The 19,401-nt window shown below is 58.3% G+C and carries 14 protein-coding genes; 5 read left to right on the top strand and 9 right to left on the bottom strand.

The genetic code is table 11. The features are described 5' to 3' along the window. The 5 genes from hyfB to AB5Y86_RS05645 form a co-directional block, all read right to left on the bottom strand. Complete coding sequence (gene hyfB, locus AB5Y86_RS05665) at nucleotides 1-1,872, bottom strand: hydrogenase 4 subunit B (protein WP_368192363.1); 1,872 nt, start codon at nucleotides 1,870-1,872, stop codon at nucleotides 1-3. Next, nucleotides 1,872-2,537 carry a 4Fe-4S dicluster domain-containing protein gene (locus AB5Y86_RS05660; RefSeq protein ID WP_005333313.1) on the bottom strand — a complete coding sequence of 222 codons (666 nt, stop codon included), beginning with the start codon at nucleotides 2,535-2,537 and terminating at the stop codon, nucleotides 1,872-1,874. Before AB5Y86_RS05660 ends, hyfB begins: the two co-directional genes overlap by 1 nt. 574 nt (nucleotides 2,538-3,111) lie before the next feature. Next, nucleotides 3,112-4,980 carry a low affinity potassium transporter Kup gene (gene kup, locus AB5Y86_RS05655; RefSeq protein ID WP_368192362.1) on the bottom strand — a complete coding sequence of 623 codons (1,869 nt, stop codon included), beginning with the start codon at nucleotides 4,978-4,980 and terminating at the stop codon, nucleotides 3,112-3,114. A gap of 533 nt (nucleotides 4,981-5,513) precedes the next feature. Continuing rightward, complete coding sequence (locus AB5Y86_RS05650) at nucleotides 5,514-5,936, bottom strand: GNAT family N-acetyltransferase (protein ID WP_368192361.1); 423 nt, start codon at nucleotides 5,934-5,936, stop codon at nucleotides 5,514-5,516. A gap of 226 nt (nucleotides 5,937-6,162) precedes the next feature. Further along, nucleotides 6,163-6,951 carry a DUF3800 domain-containing protein gene (locus tag AB5Y86_RS05645; RefSeq protein ID WP_201906191.1) on the bottom strand — a complete coding sequence of 263 codons (789 nt, stop codon included), beginning with the start codon at nucleotides 6,949-6,951 and terminating at the stop codon, nucleotides 6,163-6,165. A gap of 608 nt (nucleotides 6,952-7,559) precedes the next feature. Between AB5Y86_RS05645 and AB5Y86_RS05640 the strand changes: the two genes are divergently transcribed. From AB5Y86_RS05640 to fdhD, 5 genes are all read left to right on the top strand, one after another. Beyond that, a complete protein-coding gene (locus AB5Y86_RS05640; protein WP_236279996.1) occupies nucleotides 7,560-8,159 on the top strand; it encodes a 4Fe-4S dicluster domain-containing protein in 600 nt (199 codons plus the stop codon). Nucleotides 8,160-8,205: 46 nt separating this feature from the next. Beyond that, nucleotides 8,206-10,350, top strand: coding sequence for a formate dehydrogenase subunit alpha (gene fdhF, locus AB5Y86_RS05635; protein ID WP_368192360.1), 2,145 nt, complete (start codon nucleotides 8,206-8,208; stop codon nucleotides 10,348-10,350). Between the two features lie 96 nt (nucleotides 10,351-10,446). Continuing rightward, nucleotides 10,447-10,845, top strand: a complete 399-nt coding sequence (locus tag AB5Y86_RS05630) for a hypothetical protein (protein ID WP_107682902.1) — start codon at nucleotides 10,447-10,449, stop codon at nucleotides 10,843-10,845. Between the two features lie 416 nt (nucleotides 10,846-11,261). After that, the gene (locus AB5Y86_RS05625) at nucleotides 11,262-13,391 is read left to right on the top strand and encodes a sigma 54-interacting transcriptional regulator (protein ID WP_368192359.1); all 2,130 of its coding nucleotides are present in this window, start codon (nucleotides 11,262-11,264) and stop codon (nucleotides 13,389-13,391) included. Further along, nucleotides 13,388-14,248 (top strand): formate dehydrogenase accessory sulfurtransferase FdhD, encoded by an 861-nt coding sequence (gene fdhD, locus AB5Y86_RS05620; RefSeq protein WP_368192358.1) that lies wholly within the window; start codon nucleotides 13,388-13,390, stop codon nucleotides 14,246-14,248. The genes AB5Y86_RS05625 and fdhD overlap by 4 nt, the downstream gene beginning before the upstream one ends. A gap of 101 nt (nucleotides 14,249-14,349) precedes the next feature. Here the strand turns inward: fdhD and asd are convergent, their stop codons facing one another. The 4 genes from asd to AB5Y86_RS05600 form a co-directional block, all read right to left on the bottom strand. After that, nucleotides 14,350-15,462, bottom strand: coding sequence for an aspartate-semialdehyde dehydrogenase (gene asd / locus AB5Y86_RS05615; RefSeq protein WP_033112620.1), 1,113 nt, complete (start codon nucleotides 15,460-15,462; stop codon nucleotides 14,350-14,352). A 361-nt stretch (nucleotides 15,463-15,823) separates the two neighbouring features. Continuing rightward, nucleotides 15,824-17,131 (bottom strand): D-amino acid dehydrogenase, encoded by a 1,308-nt coding sequence (locus AB5Y86_RS05610; protein ID WP_368192389.1) that lies wholly within the window; start codon nucleotides 17,129-17,131, stop codon nucleotides 15,824-15,826. 142 nt (nucleotides 17,132-17,273) lie between these two features. Continuing rightward, nucleotides 17,274-18,794 (bottom strand): cryptochrome/photolyase family protein, encoded by a 1,521-nt coding sequence (locus AB5Y86_RS05605; RefSeq protein ID WP_368192357.1) that lies wholly within the window; start codon nucleotides 18,792-18,794, stop codon nucleotides 17,274-17,276. After that, nucleotides 18,794-18,958 carry a DUF2256 domain-containing protein gene (locus AB5Y86_RS05600; RefSeq protein WP_080741246.1) on the bottom strand — a complete coding sequence of 55 codons (165 nt, stop codon included), beginning with the start codon at nucleotides 18,956-18,958 and terminating at the stop codon, nucleotides 18,794-18,796. Before AB5Y86_RS05600 ends, AB5Y86_RS05605 begins: the two co-directional genes overlap by 1 nt. Nucleotides 18,959-19,401 lie beyond the last annotated feature (443 nt).

Raw genomic sequence — 19,401 nt, 5'->3', positions numbered from 1 at the left:
TCAGACTCCTACAGCCATCAGGATAAAGAGCGCCAGCACAACACCGTGCAGCAGCCAGCCGGTCGTCCCGCTGGTATCGCTCACCCCGTGCAGGGCGCTGGCCAGATCGAGCTGCGGCTGTTTGCGATAGAGCGGCGCGCAGAGTTGGCGCAAGGTGTGGGTGACACCGCCGGAGGTGAGGCTCATGCGCTCCTCATAGGCGTAACCACAGGCCCACGGGGTGCCAGCGTGACGACGACCCAGCTTGGGCCCCTTGAAGATGGCCAGTACCAGCAACGGGATCAGGAACAGACCCAGCAAGGTGATGGCGATAACGGGCGGGGAGAGGATCGCTTGTGAGCTGTCGAGTGGCAGCAGGGTGGCGCCGGTGGCGACACTCATCTGGCTGGCAACGAGTGCCTGACCATAGCTGGCGATATGGGGGGCAATCCAGGGGGCGCCCAGACCCAGCACCAGACAGACCGCAGCCAGCAGCAGGGTGCCTGCCACCATGGCGCTCGGCACTTCGCGGGCGTGGCTCGCTTTCTCGCTGCGCGGTGCGCCGCAGAAGCAGATGCCATACACCTTGACGAAACACATCACCGCCATGGCGCCGGTCACCGCCAGCATCACTACCGCGAGCGGGGCGACGACAGAAGTGCCGAGTTTGGTCATGGAAAGGAGCGACTGGTAGATAAACCACTCGCTGACAAAGCCGTTGAGCGGTGGCAGCGCCGAGATGGCCATGGCGCCGATGAGGAACGCCAGCGCGGTCCAGGGCATCAGTTTGGCCAGCCCCCCCATCTTGTCCATGTCACGGGTGTGCAGGCGGAACATCACAGAGCCGGTACCCATAAAGAGCAGGCTCTTGAAGATGGCGTGGTTGAGCAGGTGATAGAGGGCGCCGAGCAGCCCCAGCACCACCAGTGCCGGTTGCTGGTTGGCGATGCCGATCATGCCGATGCCCATCCCCATCAGGATGATGCCGATGTTCTCCACCGTGTGGTAGGCGAGCAGTCGCTTGAGATCGTGCTCGGCCAGTGCAAACAGCACCCCGAGCACTGCCGAGCAGGCACCGAAGATCAGCACCACATAGCCCCACCAGAGCTGGCTGGCGCCGAGAAAATCGATGCTGACCCGCAAAATGCCAAAGAGACCCAGCTTCACCATGACGCCGGACATCAGCGCCGAGATATGGGAGGGGGCGACGGGCTCGGCCACCGGCAGCCAGCCGTGCAGCGGCACGAAACCGGCGCGCAGGCCAAAGCCGCAGAAGCTGAGCAGGAACACCAGGGATGCCAGGGCGCCCGCCAGATGGTGTTCGCGCAGCGCGGCGAACTCCAGCGAGCCTGATTCGCGGCAGAGCAGCCAGAAGGCGATCAGCACCAGCGCCATGCCGATATGGTTCATCACCAGATAGAGGCGGCTCTGTTTGGCGGCCTCCGGGTTGGTCTTGACCAGCCAGTAGGTGGTGAGGGTCACCAGCTCGTAGCAGAGCAAGAAACCGAGCGCATTGTCGGCCAGCACCATGCCCACCATGGCAAACAGGAAGAGGTTCATCAGTGCGCCGATGGCCACATCGCCCTTGCCCTGATATTCGCGGATATAGGCAAAGGAGTAGAGGGCGACGGCGACGCCGACTGTGCTAATCACCAGCAGCATCAGCGCGGCCAGCATATCGAGGTGCACCGAGCCCAGCAGCCAGAGTTGGCCGTCGACGGGGGCGCCTTGGGCAAAGATCTGGATGGCGGCGACCAGACCCGCGAGTGACCCCAGCAGGGCAAAACCGCTATTGAGACGGTTGGCCAGTGCGGGCAGCTTTTGCAGGAGCAAACCGGCGGCAGCGCCCAGCAAAAAGAGCAGGAGCGTGGCCATGACAAGGGGGGACAACATCAGCGAACTCCCTCTGTGGTGGATAAATCGGATGCAGGGATCGCCGTGGCGGGCGCCGAGAAGGCAGAGGCCCCTTGCGGGTTGGTGTCGGCTGCTTGCTGGCGACGGATACGTGCGGCGCGTTCGGTGTCGCCGTCATTGACCAGCTTCAGTGCCTGTGAGGGGCAGGCACCGACACAGGCCGGGCCATCGGCGCGAAACTCGCACAGGTCGCACTTGACGGCGATGCTGCGCACCCCCGGCTCCCAGCTCAGCAGATCCTCGCCAAAGCAGCGCAGGCCGGCGGAGGTGGAGGGGTTGCTGGAGCGGATGGAGCAGGGGATATAGGTGTCGTAACTGGTGGCTACGGCCACCGGGCGGCTGCCACCGCTCTGGATAGCGCCAAACGGGCAGGCCACGGCGCAGAGATTGCAGCCGATGCAGAGCGACTCGTTGAGTTGCACGCAATCGCCGGTCTGGCGAATGGCCTCGACCGGGCACACCTTGATGCAGGGGGCATCGTCACAGTGACGGCACTGAACCGGCATGGTCGCCTGCTCGTGTCGCATAACGGTTAAACGGGGGGCTTGCTGCAAACCTTGCGCCTTGTGTACCTCGCTGCAGGCCGCCATACAGGTGCCACAGCCGATACAAAGCTTGGGGTCAGCGATAACGAAGCGGTTCATAGCCTACCTTGTCGTGTCGCGAACGGAGAAAGTAGGGGCAGGTTGGCAAGATACGGGCCAGAATGGTTTTTGCAGCGAAATTGGTTTTAACTTGCTGTTTTTAAATAAATAAAAATCCTCATGTAGTTGAGTGAACGCGCTGGTGTGGCTGTTGAACTGTGACGTTCGTCACTTGTGACGAAGCCGCCAAGAGGGTTCGTCACCTTGGAAAACGCAGCATAAGTAGGGTGCAATGAACGGAGTGAATTGCACCGCTATCAAAATATGTTCGTGGTGCACGGCGCTGCGCTTGTTGCACCCTACGGTGGGATGTCTGTGGGGGGCGATGTGGTTTGCCCCCTTCTCCCCTCGCGGGAGAAGGGTTGGGGATGAGGGGGAAAGTCAGCCATATGTTCGCGGTGCACGGCGCTGCGCTTGTTGCACCCTACGGTGGGATGTCTGTGGGGGGCGATGTGGTTTGCTCCCTTCTCCCCTTGCGGGAGAAGGGCTGGGGATGAGGGGGCCAGTCATTGGGGTTAACGAAACAAGAGAGGGAGGCCAATGCCTCCCTCTCTCTTTAGCGCAACTCACGCCATCAGATATCCACCTGGGAACCCAGCTCGATAACCCGGTTGGGCGGGATCTCGAACTGATCCGGCGCCCGCAGGGCGTTGCGCTGCAGCAGCATAAAGAGCTTGCCGCGCAGATAGAGATACCAGGGGCGGTCTTTCATGATGAGCGACTCGTGGGCCATAAAGAACGAGGTCTCCATCATCCGGCAGCTTAGCCCCTCGGCGTTGCAGCGGTGGAAGATCTCCTCCACGTTCGGGGTCTCGCGCCAGCCGTAGCTTGCCACTACCCGCCAGAAGGTGGGGGAGAGCTGCTCGATGCAGACCCGGCGCACATTGTGGACGTAGGGCACCTCTTCCACCCGCAGGGTGAGCAGGATGATCCGCTCGTGCAGCACCTTGTTGTGCTTGAGGTTATGCAGCAGCGCATGGGGGATCACATTGACCACCCGCGACATATAGACCGCAGTGCCGGCCACCCGGGTCGGCGGGGATTTCTCCAGCGAGGCGATCATCGGCTCAAGGGAGTTGCCGTGCTCGTTCAGGCGGCGAATAAGCTGAAAGCGCTCGCTCTTCCAGCTGGTCATCACGGTGAACATCACCGCGCCCAGGGTGAGCGGCAGCCAGCCACCGGAGAAGATCTTGGCGAGGTTGGCGGCAAACAGCGGCACGTCGATACAGAGCAGCGCGGCAAACAGGATGGCCACCAGATACTTGTTCCAGTGCCAGCTGTTCTTGGCCACCGAGCAGGAGAGGATGGAGGTGAGCACCATGGTGCCGGTCACCGCGATGCCGTAGGCCGCCGCCAGATTGCTGGAGTGCTCGAAGCTCATGATGACGATCACCACCGAGATATAGAGCATCCAGTTGATGACCGGAATATAGATCTGGCCGGACTCCTGCTCGGAGGTGTGAACGATGCGAATGGGGGAGAGATAACCAAGGCGCACCGCTTGTCGGGTGAGGGAGAAAACCCCGGAGATCACCGCCTGGGAGGCGATCACCGTCGCCATGGTTGCCAAGAGCAGCAGCGGCACCAGCGCCCATTTCGGCGCGAGCAGGAAGAAGGGGTTGGCAATGGCGGCGGGGTTACTCAGCAGCAGCGCACCCTGACCGAAGTAGTTGAGCACCAGCGAGGGCAACACCACGATAAACCAGGCGAGGCGAATGGGATTTTTGCCAAAGTGGCCCATATCCGCGTAGAGCGCCTCCACCCCGGTGATGGCCAGCACCACGGCGCCGAGGGCAAAGAAGGAGGTGGTCTGGTACTGGATAAAGAAGCGCACCGCCCAGACGGGGTTGAGCGCACCCAGCACCTCGGGGTTGTGGATGATGCCGCGCAGCCCCAGCACCGCCAGCGTCATAAACCAGATCAGCATGATGGGGGCAAACAGCTTGCCCACCATGGCGGTGCCATGTTTCTGGATGGCAAACAGCAGGGTCAGCACAAGCACCGAGAGGGTGACGATATAGGGGTCGAGGGCGGGGGTGAGAATGCTCAGACCCTCGATGGCCGACATCACCGACATCGCCGGGGTGATCACCACCTCGCCATAGAAGAAGCTGCCACCAATCAGGCCGAGGATTATCAGCAGCGGCGTCCAGCGGGTGGAGGCGTTGCGGGTCGCCAGCGACATCAGGGTGAGAATGCCCCCCTCGCCGGCGTTGTCGGCCCGCATCACAAAGGAGAGGTACTTGACCGACACAACCAGGATCAGCAGCCAGAAGATCAGCGAGAGAAAGCCGAGAATGGAGGCCGGCTCGACGCCGAACCCGAATTGACCTGACAGGCACTCGCGCAAGGTATAGAGCGGGCTGGTGCCGATATCGCCATAGACTACGCCAATCGCCGCCAGCATGACGCCGGACATGGCTTGTTGTTTATCACAGTTCATGAGTTCATCTTGTCAGTTTGATGTTTACACGTTTGCCACAGCAGATCGCCCCGAACACATCAGGTATGTGTGGATACAACATCGGGGGAAATCAAAGGATTGCGATGGGAAGGGAGCTAATCGGATATAAAGATGCGTTTCATGGGACACAGTCTGTTCATCTGTCGTTAAGCTTATAATGACACACACTCTGCGGGACTATGCTCAGTTATAAATAATCAAAAGTTCAATTTGAGTAAGAGAATTAATTATCCGGCGATTGAAATTGGCAGCGATAATGCAGGCAACTGTTTGTTTTATCTAGTGAAGTGTTTTGGCTACTCTCTTTTACCAAAACGGATAATAAATAGACGATAAAGTAATCGCTAATTAATTGCTGGCAGGATGGCAAAGGGGAGAGCGTTGGGTGGCAATGGAGTCTTTATTTGCTAAAGGAGAAAAATGTAGGGTGCAATGAACGAAGTGAATTGCACCAAGTATTAAAAGAGGCAAGAGGTGCAATGCGCTGCGCTTATTGCACCCTACGGTAATTATTACTCTCCATGATAGTGCTTCAATAAAAAGTAGCGGTCAGGACTATTTTTTACGCCGCTCACTTTACCGACTATTTTAAATCCCATTTTTTCATAAAATTTGGGTGCCTGAAATGAGAGAGTGTCGACTTGAGCTGCAATACAGCCTCGTTTTTGTGCCTCACGTTCAGCAATCTCCATTAATTGAATGCCGAGCCCCTGTCCTCTCTTGTCATTGTGTACCCAAAGCACTTCGATCAACAGTTGATGATAAATAGTTCGTCCGGCAATGCCACCGACAACTTCGTCATTATCATCATGAATGGCAATAATTAAAGGTTGGGAGCGTTCCTCACCCATTTTATCAAAGTTAAATTGTCTAAGGTTATCAACAAGTACATTGAAGATATCATCTTTATGTTCATTATGGATTTTTATATACATCAAATTTTACTCCATTAAAATATAATCGTAGGGTGCAATGAACGAAGTGAATTGCACCAAGTATTAAAAGAGGCTACGGCACTAATTAATGCACCAAGTCCAATTTTGATGGTTGTATCAAGAATTTCCAAGTAGGTGATTGCCATAAGACCCTGTGCTTGATAATTTTAAGGGCTGATTTATATCTGAGTCAGATACTATCTAGCATAATTTTATTGTTTGTGTCTCACTGTGGTAGTGGATACTTCAATTTGACTGGTCTAGTTTTCACTTCTCTAGGTCCTAAGTTTTTATCGTAGAAATACCAAATGTTGAATTTACGCTCAGATGGTTTCGTATCTGCCTCAAGATCTATCCATCCAAGATAGTCAGAAATTTCTTTTTGAATTAAAATCTTACCCTCTGAGGTGGCTTTCTTTTGCCATGCAGCCATTACAGCACCAAGTAGTAAATCACACAATTGAATTTGAACAGATGTCTTGGAGTCTTTAGTTACATAACTATCGATGACATCGGAGAGTTTAGTTACTTGGTGTATTTGGTTATTGACAATAATGTGTGAGGCCTCATCTGCTTTTTTATATCTTGATGCAATAGGATCTACAACTATGCGAAACTGGCATTCTCTATTTGGATGTGCTTTTAAAACTGATTTAATTTTTGAGTTAAGTAATAGATTGAAATGTTTGCGTCGAGCTAAATCGTAGTCACCATTGTGGCATTCTTTCTTTACATCTGACTTTTTAATAATTATGCAATGAAAAGCAAGCCATTCTCTTTTGAAAAATAGTTCTATTAGCTCTAGATAAAAACTTCGGAATTGTTTGCTATGTGCCTTTTGCCACTTTATTTCATCATGATAGTGGTGTTTCTCTCTTAAATCTGAAACTAATTTTGAAAAATCACCTCGCCGCTGCCATTTCATCCAAATACTACCAAAGCCATAATATCTAGCACCATCAACGCCAGACTCATCGCATGCAATGTTCCAAATTAATTTACCTGGATCTTCCATTTTCACCTCATTTATTTAATCCTACATAGAGTGGTATTAAATTTAAATTGTGAGAACAATAACGTCCTATTTAAGGAGACGAATAAAGTAATTGGCTAATCTAGTGAATGCATACATAGAAAGTTGTCTCTAGCCACTGTCCTGAACATCCAGACTCCAAGTCTGCTGCTTTTAATCTGTGCGGTTGTATGCTTATCAACATGGAAACGCCCTCAACAGACAGGTTGCCAACTGAAGCATGCTATCCAATCGGGTAGGGGGTAAAAAGGGCAATCGGCGCATAATCTGTCCGAGATCAATAAATTAGTCATTGATTGGTTGTTGTTTGATCTCTCGACCTAAAAGGGCAGGGTGAAATGCCTTAGTCAGCCGGTGTCGAGCTCGTCACTTTTGTCGTGTCGATCACACTTCCCACCCCGTCGTCACCCTCGTCAGAGGTGGCATCCAGCATATATCTCTTTCTGATTACCCCTTTATTTTCAGTTGCTTGTAAATTTTTATCGCACCCTTGGCCCGTTTTGGTCTGATAAATGCTTTGTGGGGGGCTTGCCGCCTCTTTGCCTGTCGGCGGGCGGCCCGGTGTAACGAACCATTTAGGATCCCTCTCTATGAACAGCTTCGTGATTGCAGATCCCAGTCTCTGTATTGGGTGTCGTACCTGTGAGGTGGCCTGCGCCGTTTCACACCAGTCAGGGTCTTGCAGCGGGACCCTTGAGCGGGAGGGCGGCCTGCATCTTGCCATCGAGGATGGACATCTGGTCTCCAGGGACAGCTACTTTCAGCCGCGCCTGAAGGTGATCGTGGGCAGCAAGGTGACCACGCCGGTGCTCTGCCGCCAGTGTGAAGACAAGCCCTGTGCCATGGCCTGCCCGAACAATGCCATCGTCAGTGAGGATGGCTGCGTCAAGGTGTTGCAGGAGCGCTGCATCGGCTGCAAGTCCTGCGTGGTGGCCTGTCCTTACGGCGCCATGGCGGTGGTGCTCAAAGAGGTGCCCCCGGCTGTGGATTCGCTCTTCAAGCGTCCGCAGACCAAGGCGCAGGCGCTCAAGTGCGATCTCTGCCGTCACCGCGAGGCGGGCCCGGCCTGTGTCGAGGTCTGTCCGACCCAGGCGCTGCGGCTGGTCACGCCGGAGCATCTTGAAAACCTGAACCGGCAGAAACAGCTGGCCAGTGCCGAGGCACTGCTGGCGATGCCGGCGCGGGTGTGAGCGGGCTTGCCGAGCCGTTTTTCGTTAACAAACAAGAGTGTGAGTCATGAAAAAAGTCATTACCGTGTGCCCCTATTGCGGCACCGGTTGCAAAATCAACCTGCTGGTTGAAAACGACAAGGTGGTGGGGGCCGAGGGCGCCAACGGCCGGACCAACGAGGGGCAGCTCTGCCTCAAGGGCTATTACGGTTGGGATTTTTTGAACGACACCAACCTGCTGACCCCCCGTCTCAAAAGCCCGATGATCCGCCGCGAGCGCGGTGGCAAGTTCGAGGCAGTCTCCTGGAATGAAGCGATCGAGTTCGCCAGCAGCCGTCTCTCTGCCATCAAGGCGAAATATGGCCCGGACGCCATCATGACCACCGGCTCTGCCCGTGGCCCGGGCAATGAAGCCAACTATGTGATGCAGAAATTTGCCCGTGCGGTGATTGGGACGAACAACGTCGACCACTGCGCGAGGGTGTGACACGCACCCTCAGTCTCCGGTCTGGAGACAACTGTAGGCAACGGCGCCATGAGCAACGCCATTCCCGAAATTCAAGAGACCAAGTGCCTGCTGGTGTTTGGTTACAACGCTGCTGACTCTCACCCCATCGTCGCCCGCCATATCCTCAAGGCGAAGGCAAACGGGGCCAAGGTGATTGTGTGTGATCCCCGCATGGTGGAGACCGCCCGTATCGCCGATCAGTGGCTGCCGCTCAAAAACGGTTCCAACATGGCGCTGGTTAACGCCTTCGCCAACGTGTTGATTAACGAAGGGCTCTACAACAAGGCATTCGTCGCCAACTACACCGAAGGGTTCGAGACCTTCAAGGCGACGGTGGCCAAGTACACCCCGGAATATGTCGAAGGGATCACCGGCCTCAAAGCCGCCGATATCCGCGCCGCCATTCGCACCTATGCCGAGTCGCCTGCGTCCATGATCCTGTGGGGCATGGGGGTGACCCAGTACGGTCAGGCGGTGGACGTGGTCAAGGGGCTGGCGGGTCTGGCGTTGCTGACCGGCAACTTCGGTCGCCGCGGCACCGGTTGCGGGCCGGTACGTGGTCAGAACAACGTGCAGGGCACCTGTGATATGGGGATGCTGCCCCACCAGTTCCCGGGTTATCAGTCAGTGGCCGATCCCGCCATCAGCGCCAAGTTCGCCAAGGCGTGGGGCGTGGAGTCACTCTCTCAAAAGCCCGGCTATCGCCTGACCGAGCTTGGCCACAAGGTGGAGGAGGGCAAGTGCAAGGCCTTCTACATCTTCGGTGAAGATCCGGCCCAGACCGAGGCCGATCTCGGTCAGTTCCGCCGCACTCTGGCGGGGATGGAGCTGGTGATCGTGCAGGATATCTTCATGACCCAGACCGCCGAGATGGCCGACGTCATTCTGCCCGCCACCAGCTGGGGCGAGCACGAAGGGGTCTACAGCTCGGCGGATCGCGGCTTCCAGCGCTTCTACAAGGCGGTGACGCCCCCCGAGAACGTGAAACCGGACTGGGCCATCTTCTCGTTGATGGCGACCGCCATGGGTTATCCCATGGAGTACCACAACACTGAAGAGATCTGGGACGAGATGCGTGCGCTCTGCCCGCTCTACGCCGGGGTCAGCTACGACAAGATGGCCGATCTCAAGAGTGTGCAGTGGCCCTGTCCGACCGAGGATCACCCGGGCACCAGCACTCTGTTCGAGGGGAATGTGTTCACTACCCCGAGTGGCAAGGGTCAGCTGATCGCCTCCGAGTGGCGGCCGCCGCTGGAGCAGCCCTGTGCGGAGTACCCGCTGGTACTCTCCACCGTGCGCGAGGTGGGTCACTACTCCTGCCGCTCCATGACCGGCAACTGCTCGGCGCTGCAGACCCTGGCCGATGAGCCGGGCTATGTGCAGATCCACCCGAGCGATGCCAAAAAGCTTGGGGTGAAGGATCAGGCGCTGGTCTGGATCTCGTCGCGCCGTGGCAAGGTGATCACCCGGGCCAACTACAACGACCGGGTCAACGCCGGGGTGGTCTACATGACCTACCAGTGGTGGATCGGGGCCTGCAACGAGCTCACCATCGAGCACGTCGATCCCGTCTCCCACACGCCGGAGTACAAGTACTGCGCGGTGAAGATCGAGCGCATCGACAATCAGCCTGAGGCGGAAGTGTACCTCCAGACTGAATACAGCGCGCTCAAGGCGAAATTGCGCAGCGCAGCCAAAGGCTGACCCGCCCTAAAAAAGAGGTTCTGCACAAATAAGGGAACCCGACCCGGATTTATCGAGTCGGGCACCCTTTTATTACCAAAAAAAGCGGAGTAAATGATGCAACATGAAATTGGTCGCTTATTCGGACTTTTCTATATTGGCACCTATCTGGCGGCGATATTGCTGGGAATAGGTTGCTATATTTGGCGCGACGAGATGATATTTCTGCTCGGCTTCGGTTTTTTCGGCTGTTTTATGGCAGCGCGGCTCGCCATGAGCAGCGTATTTTCTGCCTTGAGTATTTCCAGTGCCTGGCTGATCGGGTTTATCTCCACCACCTTGATCAACGGCCTGCTGTTGGGGGTGATCACCCTGCTGATCTACCTCACGCACCAGAGCGTCACCGCCGAGCTTGCCGACAACGCCAGCTGGCTGCTGATGGCCTTCCAGAGCTTGTCGGCCCTCTTTATCTTCGGTGGCCTGAAGTGCAGCCACAGCCGGATCATCACCTCGTAAATTGCCGATGGATGGGCAGCAAACGCCATCTTGAAACCCGCAGCCAGCGAAGAGGAAAGGGCAGATCTGACAGTTGACGGCGGCCCACTTTTCAGGCGCCTTAATTGAGATCAAGAACTGATGAAATAACCGGTTAAATATGGCCATCAGATATATTAAATCGGATTGTAATGAAATTTGAGCTCATCTATGATGAGTCGCCATTCCAATATATCCCCCGATAACGATGTTACTTTTTGTTGTCGTTCGTTAATAACAACTCTGGAATTGCAACATGCGACAATTTCCGTCACCGCTTTTCTTATTGGCAGCAGCTTTTACGGGCTGGGCTATTTATTTTGGTGACGAGTGCTTGTCGTGATGCGATGGCATGGACAGCCTGACTGGTGACTAAATCGATATAACGTGAGGCCGCAATGCTAAATGTGAGTGCCATCCCCCTGGACGAGATCTCTCCCATCTGGGACGACGGTTTCCTCCTGCTCTCCAAATCCCTCCTGTCGGCCGTGACGCTCGATGATTTTATCCACAAACTCAACAAGATAGATGCCAGCTTCGGCGGCGTAACCCGGGTCAACCTGATCCTCAACATGGGTGCGGACGAGGAGGCCATCTTCTACTTCATGGGACATTCCGGCCCAAAGCATCTGGTCTGCCCCAAGGCAGAGCTGCAACTTTCCCCCCGTCCTACCAAAGAGACCCCGGAACAGGCCATCATTCTCGCTGCCGCCCGCTTTGAGAATCGCTGCCCGGCTCTGGATCGCGAAGGGGTCTACGACGGGCTGCGCTCCTACTGCCAGCTCCCCATCACCACTGCCCGCAGCCATCTGGGCGGGGTCGAGTTTATCAACACCCAGCTCGACAGCTTCACCATGGAGACCCTTGCCAAACTGACCCAGCTTGCGGCCATTATCGCCATTGCGCTGGAGAACGTGCTCGACAAGGAGCGCACTCTGGAGCAGGCCAACTCCCTGCGTCTTGAGCGCGACAGCTGCAAAATTCTGGTGGATGTGACCAACGCGGTAATCAAACTGGTGCGCATCGCCGAGCTGCCCAAGAGCCTGTTTACCATCCTGCACCACCACTTTGGCATCAGCAGCTTGTGTCTGGCGGAGTACAACGCCACCTCCGACAGCTTCAAGAGCTATCTGGTCAATCAGCACCAGAGCGATCAGCCGGGCATCATCGATCACTCCTGTTTTGAAAAGAAGTGTCTGCAGGGGGCCCTTGGCCACAGCGAGCCGTTTTTTGTCTATCGCGAACACGGCCACGGTTGCAGCAATCGCTGCCGCTTTACCTCCCAGATCCTGCCGCCCGAGGCCGACAGCTCCTGCATTTTGCCGCTGCGCTATCGGGGCAACCTGCTGGGGGTGTTGATCCTCTCGCACCCCAACGCCGACTTCTTTGCCGATATCGATATCTCTCTGCTGGAGCAGGTGGCGGCGCGCACGGCCATTGCCATGAACAACGTGCAGGCGCAGCAGGAGATCTCCAACACCAACGGCGCCAAAGAGAAGACCATTCGCATCAACGAGCCGCAGATGCAGGGGGAGTTCCCCCACATCATCTACCAGAGTGCGGTGATGGAGAGCGTGCTGGAGAAGGTGCGGCTGGTGGCCGAGAGCGACAGTACCGTGCTGATCCTCGGCGAGACCGGCACCGGCAAGGAGCTGATCGCCCAGGCGATTCACGCCCTGAGTGCCCGCCACGACCACGAGATGGTGAAGGTGAACTGCGCCGCCATTCCCACCGGCCTTATCGAGAGCGATCTGTTTGGCCACGAAAAGGGTGCCTTTACCGGCGCCCTGACCCAGCGGATCGGCCGTTTCGAGCGGGCCCACAAGGGCACCCTGTTCCTCGACGAAGTGGGGGATATGCCGCTGGACTTGCAGCCCAAACTGTTGCGGGTATTGCAGGAGCACGAGCTGGAGCGGGTGGGCAACAGCAACCCCATCGCAGTGGATGTGCGGCTGGTGGCCGCCACCAACTGCGATCTGCTCTCCATGGTCAAGAACAAGCGCTTTCGAAGCGATCTCTACTACCGCCTCAACGTCTTTCCCATCGAGCTGCCGCCGCTGCGCGAGCGCCGCGAGGACATTCCGCTCTTGGTCAATTTCTTTATCAAGAAGATCGCCAAGCGGATGCGCCGCACCATCACCTCGATCCCCGCCGATGCCATGAAGATGCTGGTGTCGCTCCCCTGGTACGGCAATATCCGCGAGCTGGAGAACGTTATCGAGCGCGCCGTGGTGATGACCCGCGGTCATGTGCTCAACCTCTCGCCCGATGAGCTGATGCCCCTCAAGGGCTACCACAAGATTGAGACCCTGGTTTATGACGAGCCCGCCACGCCGCTCTTTGCCGAGGGGCCGGAGGATGAGCGCGAGGCGATCATCGCCGCCCTGCGTGACTGCAACGGCATCGTCGCTGGCGAACGAGGGGCGGCCAACCGCCTCGGCATGAAGCGCACCACCTTGCTTTCGAAAATGAAGCGGCTCGGCATTTCGGCCAGAGATCCCGAGATCATTGACGGGGTCGCACCATGAGAGAGCTACTTGAGCTTGAGGCGCGGGGCGAGCTTAGCGAGCAGAGCGAACAGAACAAGCTGACCCGCTGCGCCATCCATCGCGAGGTGGTGCACTACCGCGCCGATACCTTGACCTGCGACAGCGAGATGGCGCTCCCCTCCGAGACGCCGGTGGCGCTGGTCTACAACGGCATCGCTCACAGCGTGATGATGTGTTCAGCCTCCGATCTGGAGGATTTCGCCATCGGTTTCTCGCTATCCGAGGGGATTATCGACAGCCTGCTCGATATCCACGACATCGAGCAGATTGACGGCTGTCAGGGGATTGAGCTGCATATCACCCTGGCCAACCGCTGCGTCCATCGCCTCAAAGAGAAGCGGCGCACCTTGGCGGGGCGCACCGGTTGCGGCATCTGCGGCAGCGAGAGTCTGGAGCAGGTGATCCGCACCCAACCAATGCTGCCCGACAGTCAGCGGCTGGCGGTGGGCCATATCGACAAGGTACTGAGCGCACTGCGCCCGCTTCAGCTGCTGGGTCAGCGCACCGGCGCCACCCATGCGGCAGTGCATCTGGATGGTGAGGGCAATATTCTCGCCATCCGCGAAGATGTGGGGCGCCATATTGCGCTGGACAAGCTGGTGGGCCATCTGTGCCGCAGCGGTCGGCGGGATGGCGCCATTCTGGTGACCAGCCGCGCCAGCTTCGAGATGGTGCAAAAGTGCGCCAGCGCCGGGGTGGAGATCTTGCTCGCCATCTCCGCCGCCACCGAGCTTGCGGTCGAGCGGGCCGAGCAGACAGGGCTGACGCTGGTGGGCTTTTGCCGCCCCGGGCGGGCCGAGATCTACAGCGGCTGCCAGCGCATTCTGCTCAAGTAATGGCAAGGCCGTGAACCCGTTAAACGGGTCATAAAAACAGGCAATGAAAAAGGGCGGGGAGTATGACTCCCCGCCCTTGTTGTATCTGCTGCTGTGGCGGCTTAGCGCGCCAGCAGGATACGCAGCATGCGGCGCAGCGGCTCGGCGGCGCCCCACAGCAGCTGGTCACCCACGGTAAAGGCGGCCAGATACTCAGGGCCCATATTGAGTTTGCGCAGACGACCCACCGGAATGCTCAGGGTGCCGGTAACGGCCGCTGGAGTCAGCTCGCGGGCGGTGATATCGCGATCGTTGGGGATCACTTTTACCCAGTCGTTGTGGGCAGCCAGCAGCGCTTCGATCTCCGCCAGCGGCACATCTTTTTTCAGCTTGATGGTGAAGGCCTGGCTGTGGCAGCGCAGGGCACCGATCCGCACGCACAGACCATCCACCGGAATGACGGCGTTCTCGATACCCAAAATCTTGTTGGTTTCGGCCTGACCCTTCCACTCTTCACGGCTCTGGCCGTTGTCGAGCTTGGTGTCGATCCAGGGGATAAGGCCACCGGCCAGCGGCACGCCGAAGTTGTCCACCGGCAGGGTGCCGGAGCGGGTCTTCTCGGTGATCTTGCGCTCGATGTCGAGGATGGCGGAGGCAGGATCGGCCAGCTCAACCGCCACTTCGTCGCGCAGCATCCCCATCTGGGTGACCAGCTCGCGCATATGGCGGGCACCGCCACCGGAGGCAGCCTGATAGGTCGCCACGCTCACCCACTCCACCAGATCGGCCTTGAACAGGCCGCCGAGGGCCAGCAGCATCAGGCTGACGGTGCAGTTACCGCCAACGAAGGTCTTGATGCCGTCGTTCAGGGCCTGCTCGATGACGTCGCCGTTAACCGGATCCAGAATGATGACGGCGTCTTTCTCCATCCGCAGGGAAGAGGCGGCGTCAATCCAGTAACCCTGCCAGCCAGCGGCTTTCAGGCGCGGATAGACATCCTTGGTGTAGTCGCCGCCTTGGGCGGTGATGATGATATCCTGCTTGGCTAGCGCCGCGATATCGAAGGCATCCTGCAGAGTACCGGCATCGACGCCGAAGTTGGGAGCGGCCTCACCGGCCTGGGAGGTGGTGAAGAATGTGGGTTGAATATGGGCGAAATCCTGCTCTTCCTGCATCCGGCTCATCAGAACCGATCCCACCATGCCACGCCAACCGACCAAACCTACTTTTTTCATATTGTCCTACCCTGGATTGCTGCTAAAGAAACTCGCGGTGACACCCGTAACCCCTTGTCTGGCGACGCCTGTTTACAAGCGGTTTACAGGCCATTTAAAAAATATGCGCTGCGAAAAATGCGTCTATCCACATTACGGATTGTGACGGCTTGCGCAAGTCGAATTGCGCAATATTCTGTGCCGTTTGCTGCATTAACCGGCAGCCAGAGCACCGCTCAGGTAGACGGGGAGGGAGAAGGTCAACATCAGACGAAAAGGCCACCGTTTATGGCGGTGGCCTGTCAATAAAGCGGTTGAGAACGTCCTCTGCTGTTGTCTGAGGGCGCAGTCGGCGAGTGAAACAGCCCGACAGCTTGGGTGCTTAGCCGTAACGAGCCAGAGTGAGCCCCTCATCGCTGATGGCGGGCTCGCTGCCGCTGATGAGAGCGCACAGAAGCTGACCCGAGCCGGCCGCCATGGTCCAGCCAAGGGTGCCGTGGCCGGTATTGAGCCAGAGACCGGGAATGGGGCTCGGCCCCACCAGCGGGGTGCCATCCGGCGTCATGGGACGCAGCCCGGTCCAGAACTCGGCCTGGCTGATATCGCCCCCTTCAGGGAAGAGATCGCCGACCACCATCGCCAGGGTGTCGTGGCGTCTCGGATTCAAGGCGAGGTTGTAGCCCGACAGCTCCGCCATGCCGCCGACCCGGATCCGCTCGTCAAAGCGAGTGATGGCCACCTTGTAGGTCTCGTCCAGCACGGTGCTGCGCGGCGCGGCCTCGGCGTTGATCATCGGCAGGGTGAGGGAGTAGCCCTTGACCGGATAGACCGGCAGCTCCAGCCCGAGCGGGCGCAGCAGCGGCCGCAAAAAGCCGGTGGCATAGCTGCCGAGCGCACAGACGATGGCATCGGCGCGATAGCGCTGCTCGCCCGCCCGTACCGCCACGGCGCGGCCGCGGGCTTGCTCAATCTCGTCGATGTCGCAGTTGAAGACGAACTTGACCCCGAGCTTCTCGGCTTCAAGGGCAAGGGCCTTGGTGAAGCGGAAGCAGTCGCCGGTCTCGTCGCCGGGCAGACGCAAGCCGCCGACGATTTTGCCGCGCACCCGCACCAGCGCAGGCTCTGCCGCTTCGCAGCCGCTGGCATCCAGCGACTGGTAGGGGACGCCATACTCCTCCAGCACCTCGATATCGCGCTGGCTGGCATCGAGCTGGGACTGGCTGCGAAACAGCTGCAGGGTGCCGAGCTGGCGCCCTTCGTAATCGATGTTCAGCTCGTCACGCAGCAGCTTCATGCAGTCGCGGCTGTATTCGGCCAGACGCACCATGCGCCCCTTGTTGGTGGCATAGGCGGTCGGGGTGCAGTTGGCGAGCATTCTGAGCATCCAGCGTAGCTGGAAGGGGTCGGCGGTGGGGCGCACGGTGAAGGGGGCATGCTTTTGCAGCATCCACTTGGCGGCCTTGAGGGGAATGCCGGGGGCCGCCCAGGGGGCCGCATAACCCGGGGATATCTGCCCGGCGTTGGCATGGCTGGTTTCAAGGGCGACGCCCCCTTGTCGCTCCAGCAGGGTCACCTTGTGACCCGCTTTGGCCAGATACCAGGCGCTGGTTACCCCAATCACGCCGCCACCGAGAACCACTATCTCCATATCGTCTTTCCTTGACTGATCTCCTGATGTGGCCACCACCATAATCAGCCGCCACAGGATATTCAACCGCTCTGCGCAGGATTGGGATCTCCGTCTGCTTGCCTGTCACAAGCTGGTGTTTGGTGCGATGGTGAGCCAGATTGCCAGCGTAAAGCGCTGTGATGTTGTGAGGGGCATGGCCCACTTACAGCTGCTCCAGCTTGATCAGGTAGTGCTCCGCCGTTGCCAGTATGGCCTGCTGCTGCGCTGCGGCTTGGCCATCCCAGTTGGCATAGGGGAGGGCGAGGCGGGGATTGCCGCCCAGTTTGTCCCGATTGCGCCAGAGAAAGTGCCAGTAGAGGCTGTTGAAGGGGCAACTTCCGTCGCCGTGGCGGGCTTTGACCTGATAGTTGCACCCCTTGCAGTAGTGGCCCATCCGCTCGAGATAGGCGCCGCTGCTGGCGTAGGGCTTGCTGCCCATCAGGCCGCCATCGGCAAACTGGCTCATGCCGCGGGTGTTGGGCAGCTCGACCCACTCGATGGCATCCACATAGATGCCGAGATACCACTGATCCACCTCGTCAGGATCGCTCCCCGCCAGCAGGGCAAAGTTGCCGGTCACCATCAGCCGCTGAATATGGTGGGCGTAACCGTGCTCAAGGGATTGCTTTATGGCGTGGCGCACGCAGGCCATCCTGGTGTCGCCGCTCCAGAAAAAGCCGGGTAGCGGCCGGTTGGCCCCGAGAAAATTGGTCTGCTTGTAGTCGGGCATCTTTTCCCAGTAGAGGGCGCGGACAAACTCGCGCCAGCCGAGGATCTGGCGGATAAAACCCTCCACCTGCGCCAGCGTGATGGTGGCCTGATTGGCCTGCCAGTGGGTCTCGGCGGCGCGGATCACCTCAAGCGGATGAAGCATCTTGCTGTTGAGGGAAAACGACAGGCGGCTGTGAAACAGGCTCCAGCCCCGCTCGCTCAGGGCATCCTGATAGCGGCCAAAGTGGGGTAGGCAGTGGGCCAGAAAATGGGCCAGCAGCTCGCGACTCTGGCGCCTAGTGATGGGCCACGGCAGTTGGCTGGCATCTGCCTCGCCGATGGTACTGACCCCGTGGCGGGTCAGCATGGTATCAATTTCGCTCACCTCGTTGGCAAAGATGAGGGGGGCCGGGATTGGTTGGCTCGCCGGCAGTTTGGCGCGGTTCTCGTCATCAAAGTTCCAGCGCCCGCCAAGGGGTTGGCCGCGCTCATCGAGCTGCACTTGGTATTGCTTTCGCAGGGCGCGGTAGAAGAACTCCATCCGGCTGTGAGGATAGCGCTGCCAGCCATCGCGGGGGGTGAGAAAATGTTCGCTCTCCACCTCGGTGGCAGGGATGGCAAGGCCAGCGGCCCAGCTTTTCAACTGGCTTGCGAGGCGCCACTCGTCCGGGCTCTGCCAGGCGAATCTGTCGGCCTGATGTGCTTCGAGTTGAGCCTCCAGCAAGCCGGGCAAATCGGGCCAGCGGGCGCTCTCATCAAGGGTCAGGTAACAGACGCGGTGGCCCGCTTGGGTGAGTGCCGCCGCGAAGGCGCGCATGGCGGCAAAGAAGGCCAGCACCTTCTGGCGATGGTGGCGGCAGTAGTCGGTCTCCTGACGTAGCTCTGCCATCAGATAGCAGATTGCCGGATCCGGGGTGCGAAACCAGCTGTGACCGGCGTTCAGCTGATCGCCGAGAATCAGGCGCATCTCCATCAGACTCGCTCCCCCTCAGGTTGCTGGCTGCGGTGACGAGCGTGGCGACAGCGCTCGCTGCAGTAGCGAACCTCCTCCCAGCTGCGCGCCCACTTGCGCCGCCAGCTGAAGGGGCGTTGGCAGACGGGGCAGATCTTCTCGGGCAGATGGGGTTTGCGATGCATGATGGCTTCCGGCCTTGGCTGATGGGGGATGTGGCGTGTGGGTAGGGAGAATAACGAACCGGGGGCGCGAGCGGATCAACCTCACTGCCGGTTTGCCGCGCAGACGCCCACTTTGTGAGCGGGCGCACAGCCCGTCGGTGCGCCCCTTGTTTGCCAATTAACCAGCCGTTAACGTGGCGAGACTGCCTGTTGGCAGCATCCATCAATGAACATGGGTTCATCGACATAGTTGGCCACCGACTGTCTACAACCGATATGGAGGGGAGTGATGCCAATCATGACAGCTACGCCCCGGGCAGCTTGCCTGCTCGCCCACTGGTATACCCGGGATCCCATTCTGACCTTCGACTTTCCTCACCGCTGATTGGCGGCACCTGCCGTTTGAATTTGTCAGCTGGACGACCCTGATCGCCCCGGCCTCTTTGCCAATTCCAATTCCAATT

The organism is Aeromonas sp. s8 (assembly GCF_040907785.1).
Taxonomy (GTDB): domain Bacteria; phylum Pseudomonadota; class Gammaproteobacteria; order Enterobacterales; family Aeromonadaceae; genus Aeromonas; species Aeromonas veronii.
The sequence above is the reverse complement of the archived record's forward strand: the minus strand, read 5'-3'. Positions and strand labels throughout refer to the sequence as shown.